Source organism: Parabacteroides sp. KHUB-01, assembly GCF_056640935.1.
In genome coordinates this window covers 67,858-82,927 of sequence record NZ_CM153256.1, presented here as the reverse complement: position 1 = coordinate 82,927, position 15,070 = coordinate 67,858, and the positions used below count along the sequence as shown (strand labels likewise).

10 protein-coding genes, 1 rRNA gene and 1 pseudogene are annotated in these 15,070 nt (G+C 38.2%); all 12 read left to right on the top strand.

The window, feature by feature from the left end; translation table 11 throughout:
• A complete protein-coding gene (locus ACYIAR_RS00350; protein ID WP_480331367.1) occupies positions 1 to 3,885 on the top strand; it encodes an AAA domain-containing protein in 3,885 nt (1,294 codons plus the stop codon).
• Entirely contained in the window at positions 3,882 to 6,263 is a 2,382-nt protein-coding gene (locus ACYIAR_RS00345; RefSeq protein WP_296977113.1) for a hypothetical protein, read from the top strand. Before ACYIAR_RS00350 ends, ACYIAR_RS00345 begins: the two co-directional genes overlap by 4 nt.
• Before the next feature lies 1 nt (position 6,264).
• Entirely contained in the window at positions 6,265 to 6,900 is a 636-nt protein-coding gene (locus tag ACYIAR_RS00340) for a hypothetical protein (RefSeq protein WP_195607437.1), read from the top strand.
• Positions 6,900 to 8,534 carry an AAA family ATPase gene (locus tag ACYIAR_RS00335; protein WP_195607438.1) on the top strand — a complete coding sequence of 545 codons (1,635 nt, stop codon included), beginning with the start codon at positions 6,900 to 6,902 and terminating at the stop codon, positions 8,532 to 8,534. Before ACYIAR_RS00340 ends, ACYIAR_RS00335 begins: the two co-directional genes overlap by 1 nt.
• Before the next feature lie 3 nt (positions 8,535 to 8,537).
• Positions 8,538 to 8,646 (top strand): 5S ribosomal RNA (gene rrf / locus ACYIAR_RS00330).
• A 584-nt stretch (positions 8,647 to 9,230) separates the two neighbouring features.
• The gene (locus ACYIAR_RS00325; RefSeq protein ID WP_480331363.1) at positions 9,231 to 10,919 is read left to right on the top strand and encodes an RNA-binding domain-containing protein; all 1,689 of its coding nucleotides are present in this window, start codon (positions 9,231 to 9,233) and stop codon (positions 10,917 to 10,919) included.
• Positions 10,920 to 11,056: 137 nt separating this feature from the next.
• A complete protein-coding gene (locus tag ACYIAR_RS00320; RefSeq protein WP_296979382.1) occupies positions 11,057 to 11,344 on the top strand; it encodes a helix-turn-helix domain-containing protein in 288 nt (95 codons plus the stop codon).
• Positions 11,345 to 11,622: 278 nt separating this feature from the next.
• Positions 11,623 to 11,736: pseudogene (locus tag ACYIAR_RS00315) on the top strand (hypothetical protein); the annotation flags it as partial.
• The gene (locus tag ACYIAR_RS00310) at positions 11,722 to 12,171 is read left to right on the top strand and encodes a leucine-rich repeat domain-containing protein (protein ID WP_480331360.1); all 450 of its coding nucleotides are present in this window, start codon (positions 11,722 to 11,724) and stop codon (positions 12,169 to 12,171) included. The pseudogene ACYIAR_RS00315 and the gene ACYIAR_RS00310, both read left to right, overlap by 15 nt.
• 10 nt (positions 12,172 to 12,181) lie before the next feature.
• On the top strand, positions 12,182 to 12,808 hold the full coding sequence (locus ACYIAR_RS00305) for a DUF6939 family protein (RefSeq protein ID WP_304327612.1): 627 nt from the start codon (positions 12,182 to 12,184) through the stop codon (positions 12,806 to 12,808).
• Positions 12,809 to 12,828: 20 nt separating this feature from the next.
• Positions 12,829 to 14,277: a DUF4433 domain-containing protein gene (locus tag ACYIAR_RS00300; protein WP_480331358.1), complete on the top strand. Its 1,449-nt coding sequence runs from the start codon at positions 12,829 to 12,831 to the stop codon at positions 14,275 to 14,277.
• The gene (locus tag ACYIAR_RS00295; protein WP_480331356.1) at positions 14,274 to 15,068 is read left to right on the top strand and encodes a hypothetical protein; all 795 of its coding nucleotides are present in this window, start codon (positions 14,274 to 14,276) and stop codon (positions 15,066 to 15,068) included. Before ACYIAR_RS00300 ends, ACYIAR_RS00295 begins: the two co-directional genes overlap by 4 nt.
• Positions 15,069 to 15,070 lie beyond the last annotated feature (2 nt).

The following is a 15,070-nucleotide window of genomic DNA, read 5'->3' as shown; positions in this document are numbered from 1 at the left end:
ATGGCAGATTTAGATTTACGGCCGGTTGATTCTGGTATCTACAGCACTGTCGAAGATAATGAAGCTCTTCCTTTGTTTGTAAGATACACTAATGATGATGCCAGATTTCACGACAAGAACTCTTCTATCTCTTTCGCAGAAACTATTTCTATATTGGCAGGAGTTCACACTTGCTACATCATTCACCGCCAACAAAAAGGCAAGAACAAGGTTTATGAAGAATTAGCTATTAAATTTGATGAGCAGCCATATTGTATGACAGCTCAACTTTCAAGAGACGAGGTGACACTGAGAGCTCCGCATTTTACCATGAAGAATATGGTTCTTCCTGAGGAAGAAGAACAGTATGCTTCACGCAAATGCGAAGTTAGGTTTGTTGACCTTTATGAAGACACATTTAAGCTCTTTAATGGTGTCGGTTCATATTGGATTGGTCATGTCAACGAAGTCGAAGAGTTCTTAAAGAATTGCTTTGCCTTGCCAATTCCGCCTATCGAGATACAGATAGAGGAAGACAAAGAAATGTGGCAAGCATATCTTGATGGACTTAACGAAATTCTTGAGAACAAAAGAGACCTCATAAAGGTTCAATCTGTCCAGAAACAAAAGGGAGGTACATTGAGACTGGATTTTGATATGAATAGTTATGCTCAAAACCTAAAGGCTGCCATTTTTGATAAACTCGTCGGACGATGTGAGCAGAAGGTTGATGTAATAATTGAAGATGGCGAATGCCTGATTTCTTTTGACAAGTACCAGTCTATCTCTGATGATACCATTGAAGATATAAAATCTATCGGTCGAGACTATTGCTACTCTGCAGAATATGCACCTATCAATTCAGTTACAGGAAAGATAACAATTATCTCTAATCCTGATGAGCTAAATAGTGTTTTGGCTGTCATCGACCAAGAGTTGAAAGATTTTGGAGTAACGATAAACAAGGATGAAGATGGCGAGTTCCAGCTGTCTTCTGACAAAGATATTGTTTTCCTTCAGAAGATTGTTGAAACAAACCATAAGGGAATAGCCGAAGTCGTTCCTACGACAAAGCTATTTATGCCACTTTCACCATCAACTGAGAGTATTAACATAGATGAGCTAAAAGCTAACCTTCCAGATACAGCTCAAATAGTTCCTCATGGAAAACACTTTGTCGTTTCAACTAAGCGCCCTCTTGACACATCACTGGAGATATTTAATAGCCTCAGATTCTCAAGTTGTATGGTTAGCATTTCCCCTCAAACTATTGACACATCAATTGAGATTGAAGGTTCCAATATAAAAGGAAATGCCTACACTTGGATTGTAAATGATTCTAACGAGCTCAGCAGATTAGGGCGTCTATTCAATGAAGTTAGGAAAAAGTATCCCGACCAATATGTAAATAGCACGTACTTCTATGCTTTTGCTCCTCAAATTAATAAGATAGCTCTTCAAGAGTTAAAACTTAACAACTACGGAAAAACATCACTTATAGTTGATGTTCCTCGTTCATGTGTAATTTTTACTCCAAAGTCAGAAGAAGACTACATTTCTTTGAAAGAAGACATTCTCTCGCAAATTGGAGCAGACATAATTGCAGATGTGCCTTCATACTCCCCGACCGCAAGAGTTGAGTTTTTAAGTGAAAATGAAGAGTATCGTCGAAGTGTTTTTGAAAAGGTTAATGTTGCACTTACAGACAAGCGCGAACATTTTACCAAGAACAAATTGAGTAAAGACGCAAAGGAGCTTCAATTTGAATTCCACTTCAATGAGATTGACGATAGAGATGAAATCGAAAGAATTCTTGAAGATTCCCTTAAGAGCATTCATGGAATTAAGATTGTCTACGATGACGAAAACCGCATGGGCTTTACTCAATGGACATTGGTCGAGGATCCTTCACTTTTGCAGGAATTAGATAGAAAACTTCAATCTGAATTCCGCAATGAGAATGTCAACTATATCAATGGAAAGGAATATGATAAGTTAAGCGACGTTGATGACGAAGAGTTGAACCGAAGTCATCTTTCTAAAGATAGAATTATCAAAAGCAAGAGATATAAGTATCTGAAGAATCATAGTTATAGCATTGGTACATGCATCAGAAGGTGCAGAGATTATGCCGTAATTGAAATCAACGAGGAAATTGCAGAGTCTCTTAACCTGAATGAATTCCACATCAGTTCAGGTGACTACATTCAATTCCCTGCTATGGGTGAGACTATGGAACTTATGCGTCAAAGCAATGCGATGAATCGTATTCTTAAGCCAGAAAGCAAATACAACCATAGACCTATCAATCCTAATCTTCCTAACTTCATCTTTGATCCAAAATATGCAAGCGAGACTGTGGTAAACATTGATGAAGCTAAAGAAGACATTCGAGCTCATAAGATTGGCAATTTGAATGAGAAGCAGCTTGAAGCTGTTACAAAATCTGTACTTGCTCAGGATTTAGCTCTTATTCAAGGCCCTCCAGGAACTGGTAAGACTACGGTAATCGCCGAAATCATTTGGCAGGTAATTCGTCGCAATCCTGACAGCAGAATATTGTTGACTTCTCAAACCAACCTTGCTGTTGATAATGCCCTTGAAAGACTGCAAGGTCAAGCTGGAATACGCCCTGTTCGTATTGGTAAGCCTGAGAAACTTGAACCAGAAGGTAGAAGATTCTCTATCCCTGTTATGGATAAGTGGGCGCAAGACAATAAGGAAGGCGAAGACAATGCAACTAAAATTTGGATAGACAGAATTGCCAACAAAGTGTCTAACGACCCCAAATATGCAGATGCTGTTGGTTCATGGAAATCTGAACTTCAGGAGAAAGATAAACACTCTCGTACAGAATTCAGCAGATTATACAAGAGCAATGTTAATCTTGTTGCTGCAACATGTAGCATCTGTGGTTCACGAGATTTCATGTGGTCATATTCTGATATGTTTGGAGGAAGTGAAAATTCCGACATGTATTTCGACGTAGTCATCATGGATGAAGCCAGTAAGGCAACTCCTCTGGAGATGGCTGTCCCTCTGGTTCTTGGAAAGAAAATCATTGTCATCGGTGACCATAAGCAGTTGCCACCTATGATGGACGAAAACACCATTGACAGCGCACTTGAGAAAATTGGCAAAAAAGACCTTGCTGAAAAGCTTCGTCAGACCGATTCTCAGTTCAAGCGTCTGTTTATCGCTGCTGCAAAAGTTCGAAAGACTGTCGTTTCTACTCTTGATACCCAATATCGTATGCATGAGCAAATCATGAATACGATAAAACAATTCTATCAAGATGAACTTGCAGAAACTGGAGGTCTTAAGTGTGGTATTGTAGATACAATGAATATACCAGACCTTTCTCATAAGGGAAGTAGATATCACGGTATTTCATTGAATCCAATTATAAGTCCTGATACCCATGCAGTCTGGATTGATGTTAAGACACCAGAAACCGCTCTTAACCCAGGCTTCAAAAACGAAGGCGAATTGCGTGCAATCGACCTTGTCCTTAAAGCCCTTGATCAAGCAGATGGCTTTAAGGAGTTCATGGATTCGCAAAGTAAACCAGAGGACAAAGAGATTGGTATTATCACTTTCTATAGTGCTCAAAGTAGAGAAATCAAGAAGAAATACAAAGGCAGAAACTATAGAATGGATGTAGTTGACCGTTTTCAGGGTATGGAGCGAAACATCATAATTGTATCTACCGTTCGTAGCAACGCTAAAAACAACATTGGTTTTGCCAAGGAAATTGAGCGTATCAATGTAGCATTCTCACGTGCTCGCAGACTACTTATCGTTGTCGGCAACAAGCACCAGTTCGAGAGCAATAGCAGTTATGCTGCTTCCATCGCTAATATGAAAACAATTAGTTTTGAACAGTTAGAAGGCGCAGTAAGATGAGCAAGATAAAGAAACAAACTAAAAAGGTTTCTACACCTAAGAAAGTACAGGAACCTATCGGAACACGTATAGCGAAAGCGGTGTTTGGAGCCAAGAAAATCTCCGAAAGAATCTTCGGCTATATCTCATATGATATCAAATTTGTAAGAGCTGTCTATCATGGCAAAACACAGCGTCCTGCTAAGATAACAGCCTTAGAGAAAGGCATTGTCGGCATATTGCTTGTTGACGAGACCGCTTCTTTTGAAAAGATTGGTTCAATCCTTGGTTTGGATGTTGTCAATGACAAGGCAGAACAATCTATTCTTCGATCTGCGATTGAAACCCTTAGAGGGTTCAACGCGATTGAAGGAGATGACAGCCTTATTGCTCTTACCGAAGGTGGCCACGCATATGCAGATAAAGGTGAACGTCCTGATACATATACCAAAGATTTTGACATTTTTGTGGATACTTCTCACCCTTCTTGGTATAACATCAAGAATTGTATAGGAGACAATGTCAAGAAGATTGAAGAGATAAATACTCCTTGCGATGACCTCAATCTCGAACTTGACCAAATTAAAGCATACGCAGAACAACAAGCACAAGATGTACATTTCCCTCAGAATAGATATCTTTTGGAAAGCGCAACATGGAATGAAGGCCATGAAGCTTCTTACAAAGTGTATGTTTGTTTTGTGCAAAATGTTGCCAATAGCGAAGATGTTAGAGCTTTTGTATATGATGAAAATACAGAGGGCTTAAACAGCCTTATTGCAGACCAGATAAATCAAGACGAAGATCTAAAATCAGAGCTCTTGAATAGTTGTATTCGTCTTGAATGTGAAAATGACGAAGAGACAACTGTTCTTGAAGGTGACGCTGTTGAAGTTGCCAAAGCTGAGATTACAGAGGAACTTAAACAAGCTGAGCAAAAGATGATCAAAGAAGAGGAAGAAGGCGAGGCGTCAGAAGAAGTTGAAGACGATGTTGAAGATACGACTTCTAATACATCTTCTGCAACTAAAGCTAAGGCTCCTAAAATTTCTGCCAAGGATCGTCTTCACAAAAAGGCTCTTTATGATTCTCTCTCATTTGAGGTTGAGCTTCAGAAAATTTTCACTGAAGACGACCCTGATGAAATCTGGCTTGTTAGTCCATGGATTCGAAAAGGGGCATTCCTTCATGATAGAGGCCCTATGATTGAAAACTTCTTAAGAGACGAAAACAAACGAGTTTTCATCGCTTATTCAGAGCCAGCCACTAACAATGATGGAAAGCCTATGATGGACGAAGAGGTAGAACCTGGCATCAAACTATTAGAAGAGCAATATTCAAATTTCTTCTACGTTCAGCTTCCAGAGTTCCATCTTAAGAATGTTATTGAGGTTAAGGGTGACCAGAAGATACTCTTCTCAGGAAGCTTTAATGTACTCTCGTTCTCAGTTTCCGAACAACAGACACACGTTCGCCGTGAAGAAATGGCATTAGCTCACCATACTGTAGCAAGAAAGAAATATGATGATTGCCAGCTCGAATTTGCAGAGATTTACGCAGAAAGAATCAAAAAGCAAATTGAATCTCTTGAACCTTCAGAAATCACCAATTACAAGAACGAGAAGCTTGAATACTTCCTTGGTATTGAAAATGCTGAAATCCATAAGTTGTTCAGCCCTATCGAAGATATGCTTGAAGAAAAAAACATCGCAATCGTTCAATCTCAGGCACTTAAATCTTTAACAACTATTGGTCAACAATTAGTTGCCGCCTCAAACATGGGTGGCTTAAATGCGAAGGATAAGAAGAAGCTCGGAATCGAACTTGCATCTATAGAAAAAACTATTACTGAATTCTCTATTGATGATCCTTCTACTTTAGAGCGTCTCAATACAACCAAGGAACTATTTGAAAAGATTCCTCTTAAGCAGATATTCCCTAGTAAGTCTAAAACACCTTCTCAGAGACAAAGTCCTGTTAGACAGCCTGTATCGTCTTCGAATACGTCTGGATTTTCTATAGATAACAAAGTTTTAGGTATAGTCAATGGAGAAGATCCAACAGATGAAAAAGAGACGCTTCTTTTGTTGCTCTCATTATGTTATGCTTCTTCACGAAGACTCATTTCAAAAGGAGAGTTGCAAAAGAAAATCAAACATATCGTTATGGATATGCCTGATATGTATTCTTGTTTAGCTGTAGAATCATCTATGAATAACGAGGATGCTACTGACCTCACCATTGTGGTATCAAACCACTCAGTGAAGTTTAGAAATCTTTATTTGGGTGCTACTAGAAGCCAATATGAGCAGAGAGTGAAGACTGTTAATGATGGCAAGCGTCAGACATGGGTGGCTCCTAAAAATGTTGAATCAATTTTAGCAAATCTTCTTAAGTAAAATGTCACGATTTGAATCATCAAGATTTGTACGCAATCCAAAGGTTATGCATGTGGATGTCTTAAAATCCGCATGCGAAACCTTGGGTTGGACATACAAAATTACTGGCAACGAGCTAATCGTTACTGATGCAAAGCAAAATACTCGTTTGTATGGCGAGTATGCGCTTAAGCTTAATCTTTCTACAAACGAAGTTACCTACAATACATACTATATGCCTAATGCCGCGCAGAAGGTTGAAGAATTGCAAGCGCAGTTCTACGCTCTCAATGCGGCTTATGCAAAAAAATCTCTAATTCAAGAATTTAAGAAGAAGGGATTTAATTACAAAGCAAACGACCACTTCTCTCCTAACTCAGAGGAAGTGTATAGTTTCTTTATGGTAGGTAGATCTAAAGACAAGAATGAAGATGAACCTGTTGCACAAATTAAGTTTACCATACTTAAAGATGGTACTATTGTTACAGATTCTGATTACTTGCCTAATGATGTTAATGAAAGAGCTCACGACGCAATGGATGTTTTGGAGCAGCTTCTGGGTAATAAACGAGTAATGACCAAGAAGCCTGTTCCTGCAAAATATCTATCGAAAATGAAGCCAAGAAGAGTAAACACACAAAATATTGAGCAGAAATAATGGAAGCAATATACGGCAAAATCAAGGATATGCTTAATGCATATTATCCTGTTCTATATTTGACATCCTTCGAATATGACCGAACAAAGCAGAAGATAGATGGTATAATCAATTCTTTGAAATCAGACAAAAAGGAAGTTCGTCTTTTCAACTGGAACTGTGTCGAAGGACTGAATGAATGCGCTGCTTCAGGAAAGGAACCTATTGTGGATCCAGAAAGCGATGAGACTATAGTTGAAGCTTCTGAAGCATTAAAATATGTTCTGAAAAATCCTAACCAATCGATTAAGGATATTTTCATCTTTGAGGACTTGTCTAATAATATTGAGGAAGACGAGGTAAAATTCTATCTTCGTACTATTGCTGAGAAAGCACGACATACCAATACTCACGTTATAATCTTATCCGCAGTGTATAAGCTTCCTGTGGAATTGGAGAAGTATGTAACTGTCATCAACATTCCACTTCCGGATCGCTATGATATGGAGCGAACTTTGGGAGCTGTTGAACGTCAGTGCAAAATCAACCTTTCTGTCGAAATGAGAAACAGAATGGTTGATGCTGCTCTTGGTATGACCTCGATGGAAGCAGACCTTGCATTTTGCTTAGCTGCAGTAAAAGATGACTTGGGTGAAAATGCTCCATATACAGTCTCATCTGAGAAAGAACAAATTATCAAAAAGTCTGGCATCCTTGACTACTTCCCAAAAAATGAAAGTCTTAAGGATGTTGGAGGTATGGAAGTTCTTAAAGACTGGCTATTCAAACGCCAAAAAGCATACGAAAAGAAAGCACGCGACTTTGGACTACAAGAGCCAAAAGGATTACTTCTTCTCGGTGTGCCTGGTTGTGGTAAGAGCCTTACCGCAAAAAGTATTGCTTCATTTTGGAATATGCCTCTACTTCGCCTGGATATTGGTAAGGTATTCCAAGGTCTTGTAGGTAGTAGTGAAGACAATATAAGAAAAGCTATTGCCACAGCAGAAGCCGTTGCACCTTGCGTTCTATGGATAGACGAAATTGAGAAAGGATTAAGCGGAGTACAATCAAGCGGTGCAACGGATGGTGGAGTAACATCAAGGATCTTTTCCACTATTCTTACATGGATGCAAGAAAAAACTTCGCCTGTTTTTGTTGTAGCGACTGCTAATAACATCAACCTTCTTCCTCCAGAACTTTTGAGAAAGGGACGTTTTGACGAAATTTTCTTTGTTGATCTTCCTAATCCAAAAGAAAGAGAAAACATTTTCAAAATTCACCTCACCAAAAAAGGCCAATTCAGTAATAGTATACCACTTGGCATCTTAGGTAAGAAAACAGATGGTTTTAATGGTGCTGAAATAGAGGAATGTATAAAGGAAGCCATGTTTGCTGCGTATGTACAAAATCCCGAAAATCCCAAATTGGAAGCAGCCCATATTGTAGATGCAATAGAAAAGACTGTACCATTGTCTACGACAATGAAAGAACAGATCAATTCTTTAAGAAATTGGGCTGCGACAAGAGCAAAAAATGCATCTTCAGAACCAAATAATGAAGAACAAAAGAAAGAAATGCCTGTTCTTCTTACACGTCCTGAACTTGAATTGGAACGTTCTTTTGACATAAAACGTATGGAGACAGATAAGGAATAAAGCAACGGTGGTTATAGCATACAGGAATCACCTCTTCCCATTCCGAACAGAGAAGTTAAGGCTGTGTGCGCCGATGGTACTGCAATAGCGGGAGAGTAGGTTACTGCCAAGGTCTGCGGCTGGGACTCACAGGCCGTGCGATGTGAATGAGTCTCGTAGATAAATAACTATTTAATAACTTGTTAATATGAATAATATTTTTAATTACAAGTAGGTTAGAGAGTTCTTTTCTAAAAGAATTCTCCCTACGCTTAAAAAGATGACTGCAGACAAGTCATCACAAATCTGCGCATTGTCGCTGCTGTTAACAACCCTATCGGTATTTCCGCAGTTGGGATTCATTGGCTATGCTTGCATAGCATTGGACGGATACTGTCTCATCGATGCCTTTCATAAGCATGAAATAATGTAGTGGTAGTCTGCAATAAGCATCTTATCCATTAGTCTATCGATTTGTAGTTTAATTGTGTTCCCACAGTTTGCTCTGTCAATAGGAATAGCTTCGGTGATGTTGGATGTAGTAATGTTTGTTTACACACTATGGAATATGGTTGATGCCTAAGCAATGCGCAGATGAGTGGCATAGATTCTTTGCCCTGAAGGAAAACAGTAAACCCGTATGGCGGAGAAATACTGTCATACGTATACTTTTAAAAGTTTGGACAATAAATATGACTGATTGAATGAATGAAGTATATGCTTGAACTCGAACTACAACAATACTTGCTTCGCGAGTTTCCACAGGAGAATGCTCGGTGTGAGTGGAAGGAATTTAAGAATCTGAAGAACTCGTTCTGTGGGAACGAGAAAGATGATGTCATATCCTACGTGTCTGCTATCGCCAACATGGAGGGAGGGCATCTTGTGATAGGTGTAAAGGATAAGACGCTTGAAATTGTCGGAACAGATATTTCAAGACTTACTTTTAATGGTCAGCCTGCAAACTCGCAGTCGGCAACGTTCAAACTCACAGAACAATGCACTTACCTTTCATCGGAAGGTCTGAGCATTGAGGAGCTTGTTACGGATGACACGAACAAGCGAGTATGGATAATACATATCCCCAAGCACTTGCCTCGTCGCCCCGTCCTTGCCCACAAGAAGGCTTGGCAGCGGATAGAAGATTCTTTGGTTGAAATGACTAGCGAAAGGATGAGTGTCATCCTCGAAGAGCCTATCTATACAGCAAAGGATTGGTCTGCAGAAATTGTACCTGATGCTACAATAGACGATTTGGATGAGGTTGCTATTGCCAAGGCTCGAATGATGTTCAAGAAAGTGCATAGTCGCATACCTACGGAAGAAGTGAATGCCTGGAATGTCCAAACGTTCTTGAGCAAGTGTGGATTAACAAGAAATGGAGGCATAACTCGGGCTGCCATCATATTGTTGGGTAAATACGAATCAGCTTTCAAACTACGTCCTGCAGTTGCACAGGTTACTTGGACACGCCGAGATAAGAATCAAGAAGTGGTTGACTACGAACACTTCACAGTACCTTTTATATTAACGGTGGACGAGATACTGTCAAAGATTGAGAATCTGACATTGCGTGAAATGCCAGGAGGCACGCTTTTCCCCGACACGATGAAGCAATATGACGACTACACTATTCGTGAGGCTCTTCATAACTGTATTGCTCATCAAGATTACACTCTTCAACAGCGTATCAACTTCGTGGAGAATCCTGGATATCTGTATTATTCCAATGCTGGCACATTCATTCCCGGTACTTTGGAGAATGTATTGAGGAACGAAGAGCCTCAGACGCATTTCCGCAATGAATGTTTATGCAGGGCAATGGTAGATTTCAACATGATTGATACCGTAAGCCGTGGTATCAAGAAAATGTTCAATGAGCAATGGCGCAGACATTTTCCTATGCCTGACTATGAGATTGACCAGATAAAGAAGAAAGTAGTTGTCCGTATTTACGGCAATGAAATCAACAAGCGGTACACTGATTTGTTGAAGACAAACGACACTCTTTCACTATGGGATTGCATCTCGCTTGACGCAGTACAAAAAGGCAGAACTATTCATGAGGATATAGCTCAAGACTTGCTCAAACGTGGGCTGATAGAAGGTGAGGCTCCGCATTACAACATTTCTCTTAGCATAGCCCAAAACACGCATCAACTTCCTTCTTATACAAAGACAAAAGGATTGGATAAGGAGAAATTACGCCAGATGATACTGCAATTCCTACAAAACGCAGGTGACGAAGGAGCAAAGCGAGACAGTATTTATGAATACTTGAGGGATGTACTTCCTTCCACCAAAACAGACGAACAACAATTGCGCATGGTAGGCAAATTGCTTGTAGAGATGGATGAAAACAAATTAATAACAACCAAAGGACGAAAGTGGATAATAAGGTCGTAATAAGACCTAATTTGTGAATTACGACCTTTTTACGACCCAATATTACTCACTTGAGGTTGAAATAGGTCGTAATTAGAACCGATTTACGTCGAAAAAATCATATTATAACGGAGTTATTATCGTAAAATACAAAAGATATGTTATTCGGAAACAAGATAAGAGAACTCAGAGACGAGCAGAAGCTCTTGCAACGCCAATTGGCGGCAGCATTAGAAATAGACACTCCCATGTTCAGTAAAATTGAACGTGGCGACAGACGGGCTAAGCGAGAGCAAGTGGTTAAACTTGCAGAATTGCTGCATCAGGATGAAAATGAGATGTTGAAGCTGTGGCTCGCAGATAAATTAATCGATGCTATTGGAAATGAAAAAGACTATGCACTGAAACGGGATACCATAGAAGTGGTACAAAAAGCAATATTGTAGGATAACAATCATGAATACAGATACCATTATGAAAATGAGTTAGAAATGGAGAACAAGAGGTAGAAGTCTCTTCTTGCCGAATATGGTATACCATTTGATGTGTGCAATAATGATAACGATTTTGTATTAGAGCCAGCAAGTTCCGTTACGAATGAGCAAAATGAACGTTAAATACGTTAAATCTTCACGTTTTTGTATCTAAACAGAATCCACATTGCCGCTTTTCTACCGTTTAGAATGTATAACACTGATAATCAACTAATAATAGATACGACAATTGTACTTCAGTAAAGACAATTGTAATACCTCCCAATATTAGCCTTATAGGTTTTAACCCTTTTGTTGGTTGTGAAATAGAATCTGTTATTTGTGAAACAATGTTTTATATTATCAAAGATGATGTGTTGTTTGATAAAAATATGCATTGCATAATATCATGCTTAAAGAAAAAGAATACTTATGAAATACCTCCATCTGTATTATTAATAGGTAATTTTGCATTTAGTGGTTATTCCTCTTTATGTGATTTAATAATACCTTCTTCTGTTACCAGTATTGGTAATAGTGCTTTTAGTGATTGTAGTTCCTTACGTGAATTGGTTGTCCCTTCTTCTGTTACCAGTATTGGTGATAGTGCTTTTAGTGGTTGTAGTTCCTTACGTGAGTTGATTATCCCTTCTTCCGTAACGAGTATCGGAGAATATGCTTTTGAGTTTTGTAAATCCTTACAATCTATCATCGTTCCTAAAGGTCAAACCGCAAGATTTAGAGAACTATTAAAAAATACAGGTTGTGATCTCTCAATAATTAAAGAACAAGACGAATAAAAATAAACTTATGATAATAATAGAATCGAAAAAAAAGAAACCCGAAAATATATTGAAAATATATCCTGATGCAGTACTTTGTGATGTAACAAGTAAGGCAAAGGATAGTCTGATAAAACTTAGTCCTTTCTATCCGCATGGAGGAATACCGGTACCATTCAGTGATGGTTATACAGCAACTTGTGTGGAAGCGATTTGGCAAGGACTGAAAGTCTTTGAAAATAGTGATATAGATATAAATATGTTTCGAAATGATACGATGAAGAATATAAAAAGGACTGTATGCAAATATGGTACTCCATTAGGGCATAGAAAAGGTGTGAACGGAACAGAACTGTTGGATTATCTTGAAGCCCGTAAGCAGATATATATTCCCGCTTATCGCTGGGTATTGGAAAATAAGGTTTATGGAATTATAGAAAAACTTCGTCTGGCTTCTAAAACCAAGACGATAGTTCTGCTTGATTATGATACAAATAGTGATGTAGAAAATCTGAAGAAACCACTTTCTCATGCCTCGCTTATAAAGGCGTATGTAGAGGGGGCATATCCGTATGAGGATGCAAAAGGGATTGAAACGCTACATGAACAGAAAATAAAAGATGATTCTCCGCAACAATTGAGTATCGAATGGTAAAACACTGAAAATTTTAAGCTATGAATAAGAAAAGTAACTGGCAGGAATTTAAAAACATAATAGAAGAAAAAGGTATAAAAAAACTTTATCATTTTACTGACCGTGACAACCTGGAATCTATAATAAAAAACGGTGGACTTTATTCATGGGCAGACTGTGATGAAAAAGGTATATCTATTCTCAAACCAGGAGGTGGTGATTTGTCTCGATCACTTGACGCAAGAGACGGATTGCAGCATTATGTGAGAGTAAGTTTTGTAAAGGATCATCCCATGATGTTTGTTGCGATGAACGAGCATCGTATCTCAAATCCTGTTGTTTTGGAGATAGACCCTGAGGTTGTATGGTGGCAGGATAGTCTATACTGCAACAAGAATGTTACACGCAATGATGCAAACTATGGCGGTAGTGTAGAACATTTTAAGCAAGTTCACTTTGATACTGTATTAAAAAACAGATATTTTGATTTAGCTGAGGAAGAAAGACCTTTCTATAATGCAGAGGTAATGGTAAAAACCTTCATCCCTATACAATACATTACGAATATAGGAAATTTCGGATACATCATTCCTTCAAATTCTAATAAGATGCAAACGAAAACTCCATATACGGCACAAATTACCCGAAATACTCCTACAGCATTTATATTTATGATAGACCAATCAGTTTCTATGCAGAAAGAGACACAACTTTATGGTGAAACAATGGCCATGTCAGAAGCTGTAGCAAGGATAGTGAATCATCAAATTAATGAACTTGTTTTACGCTGTATCAAGGGAAGTGAAACCCGTGATTATTATGATATTGCAATCATAGGATATGGGGAAAATGCATATAGTGGTTGGAAAGGCGAATTGGAAGGCCGAGATTTTGTGAAACCTTCTGAATTAAAGGAACATCCATATAAAAAGACTACTATCAAAAAAGAAACAAGAACTCGTAAAGGAATTAAAGTGGTTGAAGTCGAAGAAGTACAATGGATTGAAGCAGATGCAACTAAAAGTTGGACAAGAGTACACCATGCTTTCGATAAAGCCAAGCAATTACTTCAAAATTGGATGACTGAGCACCACGACAAAGATTGCTATCCTCCAACTATTATCAATATTACAGATGGAGAATTTAATGGAGCGTCTAAGGAACATGTTCTTCAACAGGCAAACGAGTTGAAATCTATGTTTACTAATGATGGGAATGTAATTCTTTTCAATATCCATATATCTGCAAACAAAGGAATGAGTGTGACTTGTCCTGCAGATAAGAAAGAAGTCTCGTCAAATGTACTTGCAACAACTTTATACGAATTGTCAAGCTTATTACCGGAACGGTATTCTGATAGGATTGCAGATCTACGTAATGACACTATCCCATCAAATAGATATACAGCCATGTCAGTAAATGCTGATATGTCAACACTTATTCAATTAATGGATATCGGTACACCAACAAACATTAGTCAAAACAAATGAGAGCATTGTCTATATCAAAGCTTGGTCAAGGTTGCGTGAATGAAGATTATGCAATTGCCAATACAAAACTTATAGCTGTTTCCGATGGTGCAGGTGGTGGCGGAATATACGCTGACAAATGGTCAGAATATTTGATTTCCAACTTGCCGGAAAGTCCTATTCAGTCTTTTGAAGAACTCGATGAGTGGATAGAAAAAATTTGGGAATTATTTTATAATGATTGTGAGAAACTGGCAAAAGAAGCTGGCGGCATGGTACTTAATAAATTTTATGACGAAGGCTCTTTTGCAACACTTACTGCGGTTTGGTATAAAACAGACAAAGCATATTGGGTTGCTTATGGTGACAGTGTGGCTTTCTGTTACAGTCCTACAACATGTAAATTACAACATTCATTTACATCAATCGTAGATTTCAATCTACCTCCATACCTTATCAATTATAAGGATGAATTGAAGGTTGCAGGCTTTCGCAGTGGAGAATTTGAATTAATGAAAGGTGATATTATTTTTTGTGCGAGTGATGCATTGTCTCATTATATCATCATGATGTATGAACTTTCAAATTGTAGCGAATATGTAGATGAACTACAAAAAGCTGAAAAATCAGGAAGTAAGGAAGCTTCATATATAAAGAATGCATCAAACATAAAGATAGATTTCTACAATGATGTATTGAAGAAATTAATTAACTGTAAAAATAATTATATATTTGAGCGTCATCTAAAAAGAGTTTACAATAATAAGTTGATTGCATTAGATGATTATTCATTTGCATATACAATGGTTTAATT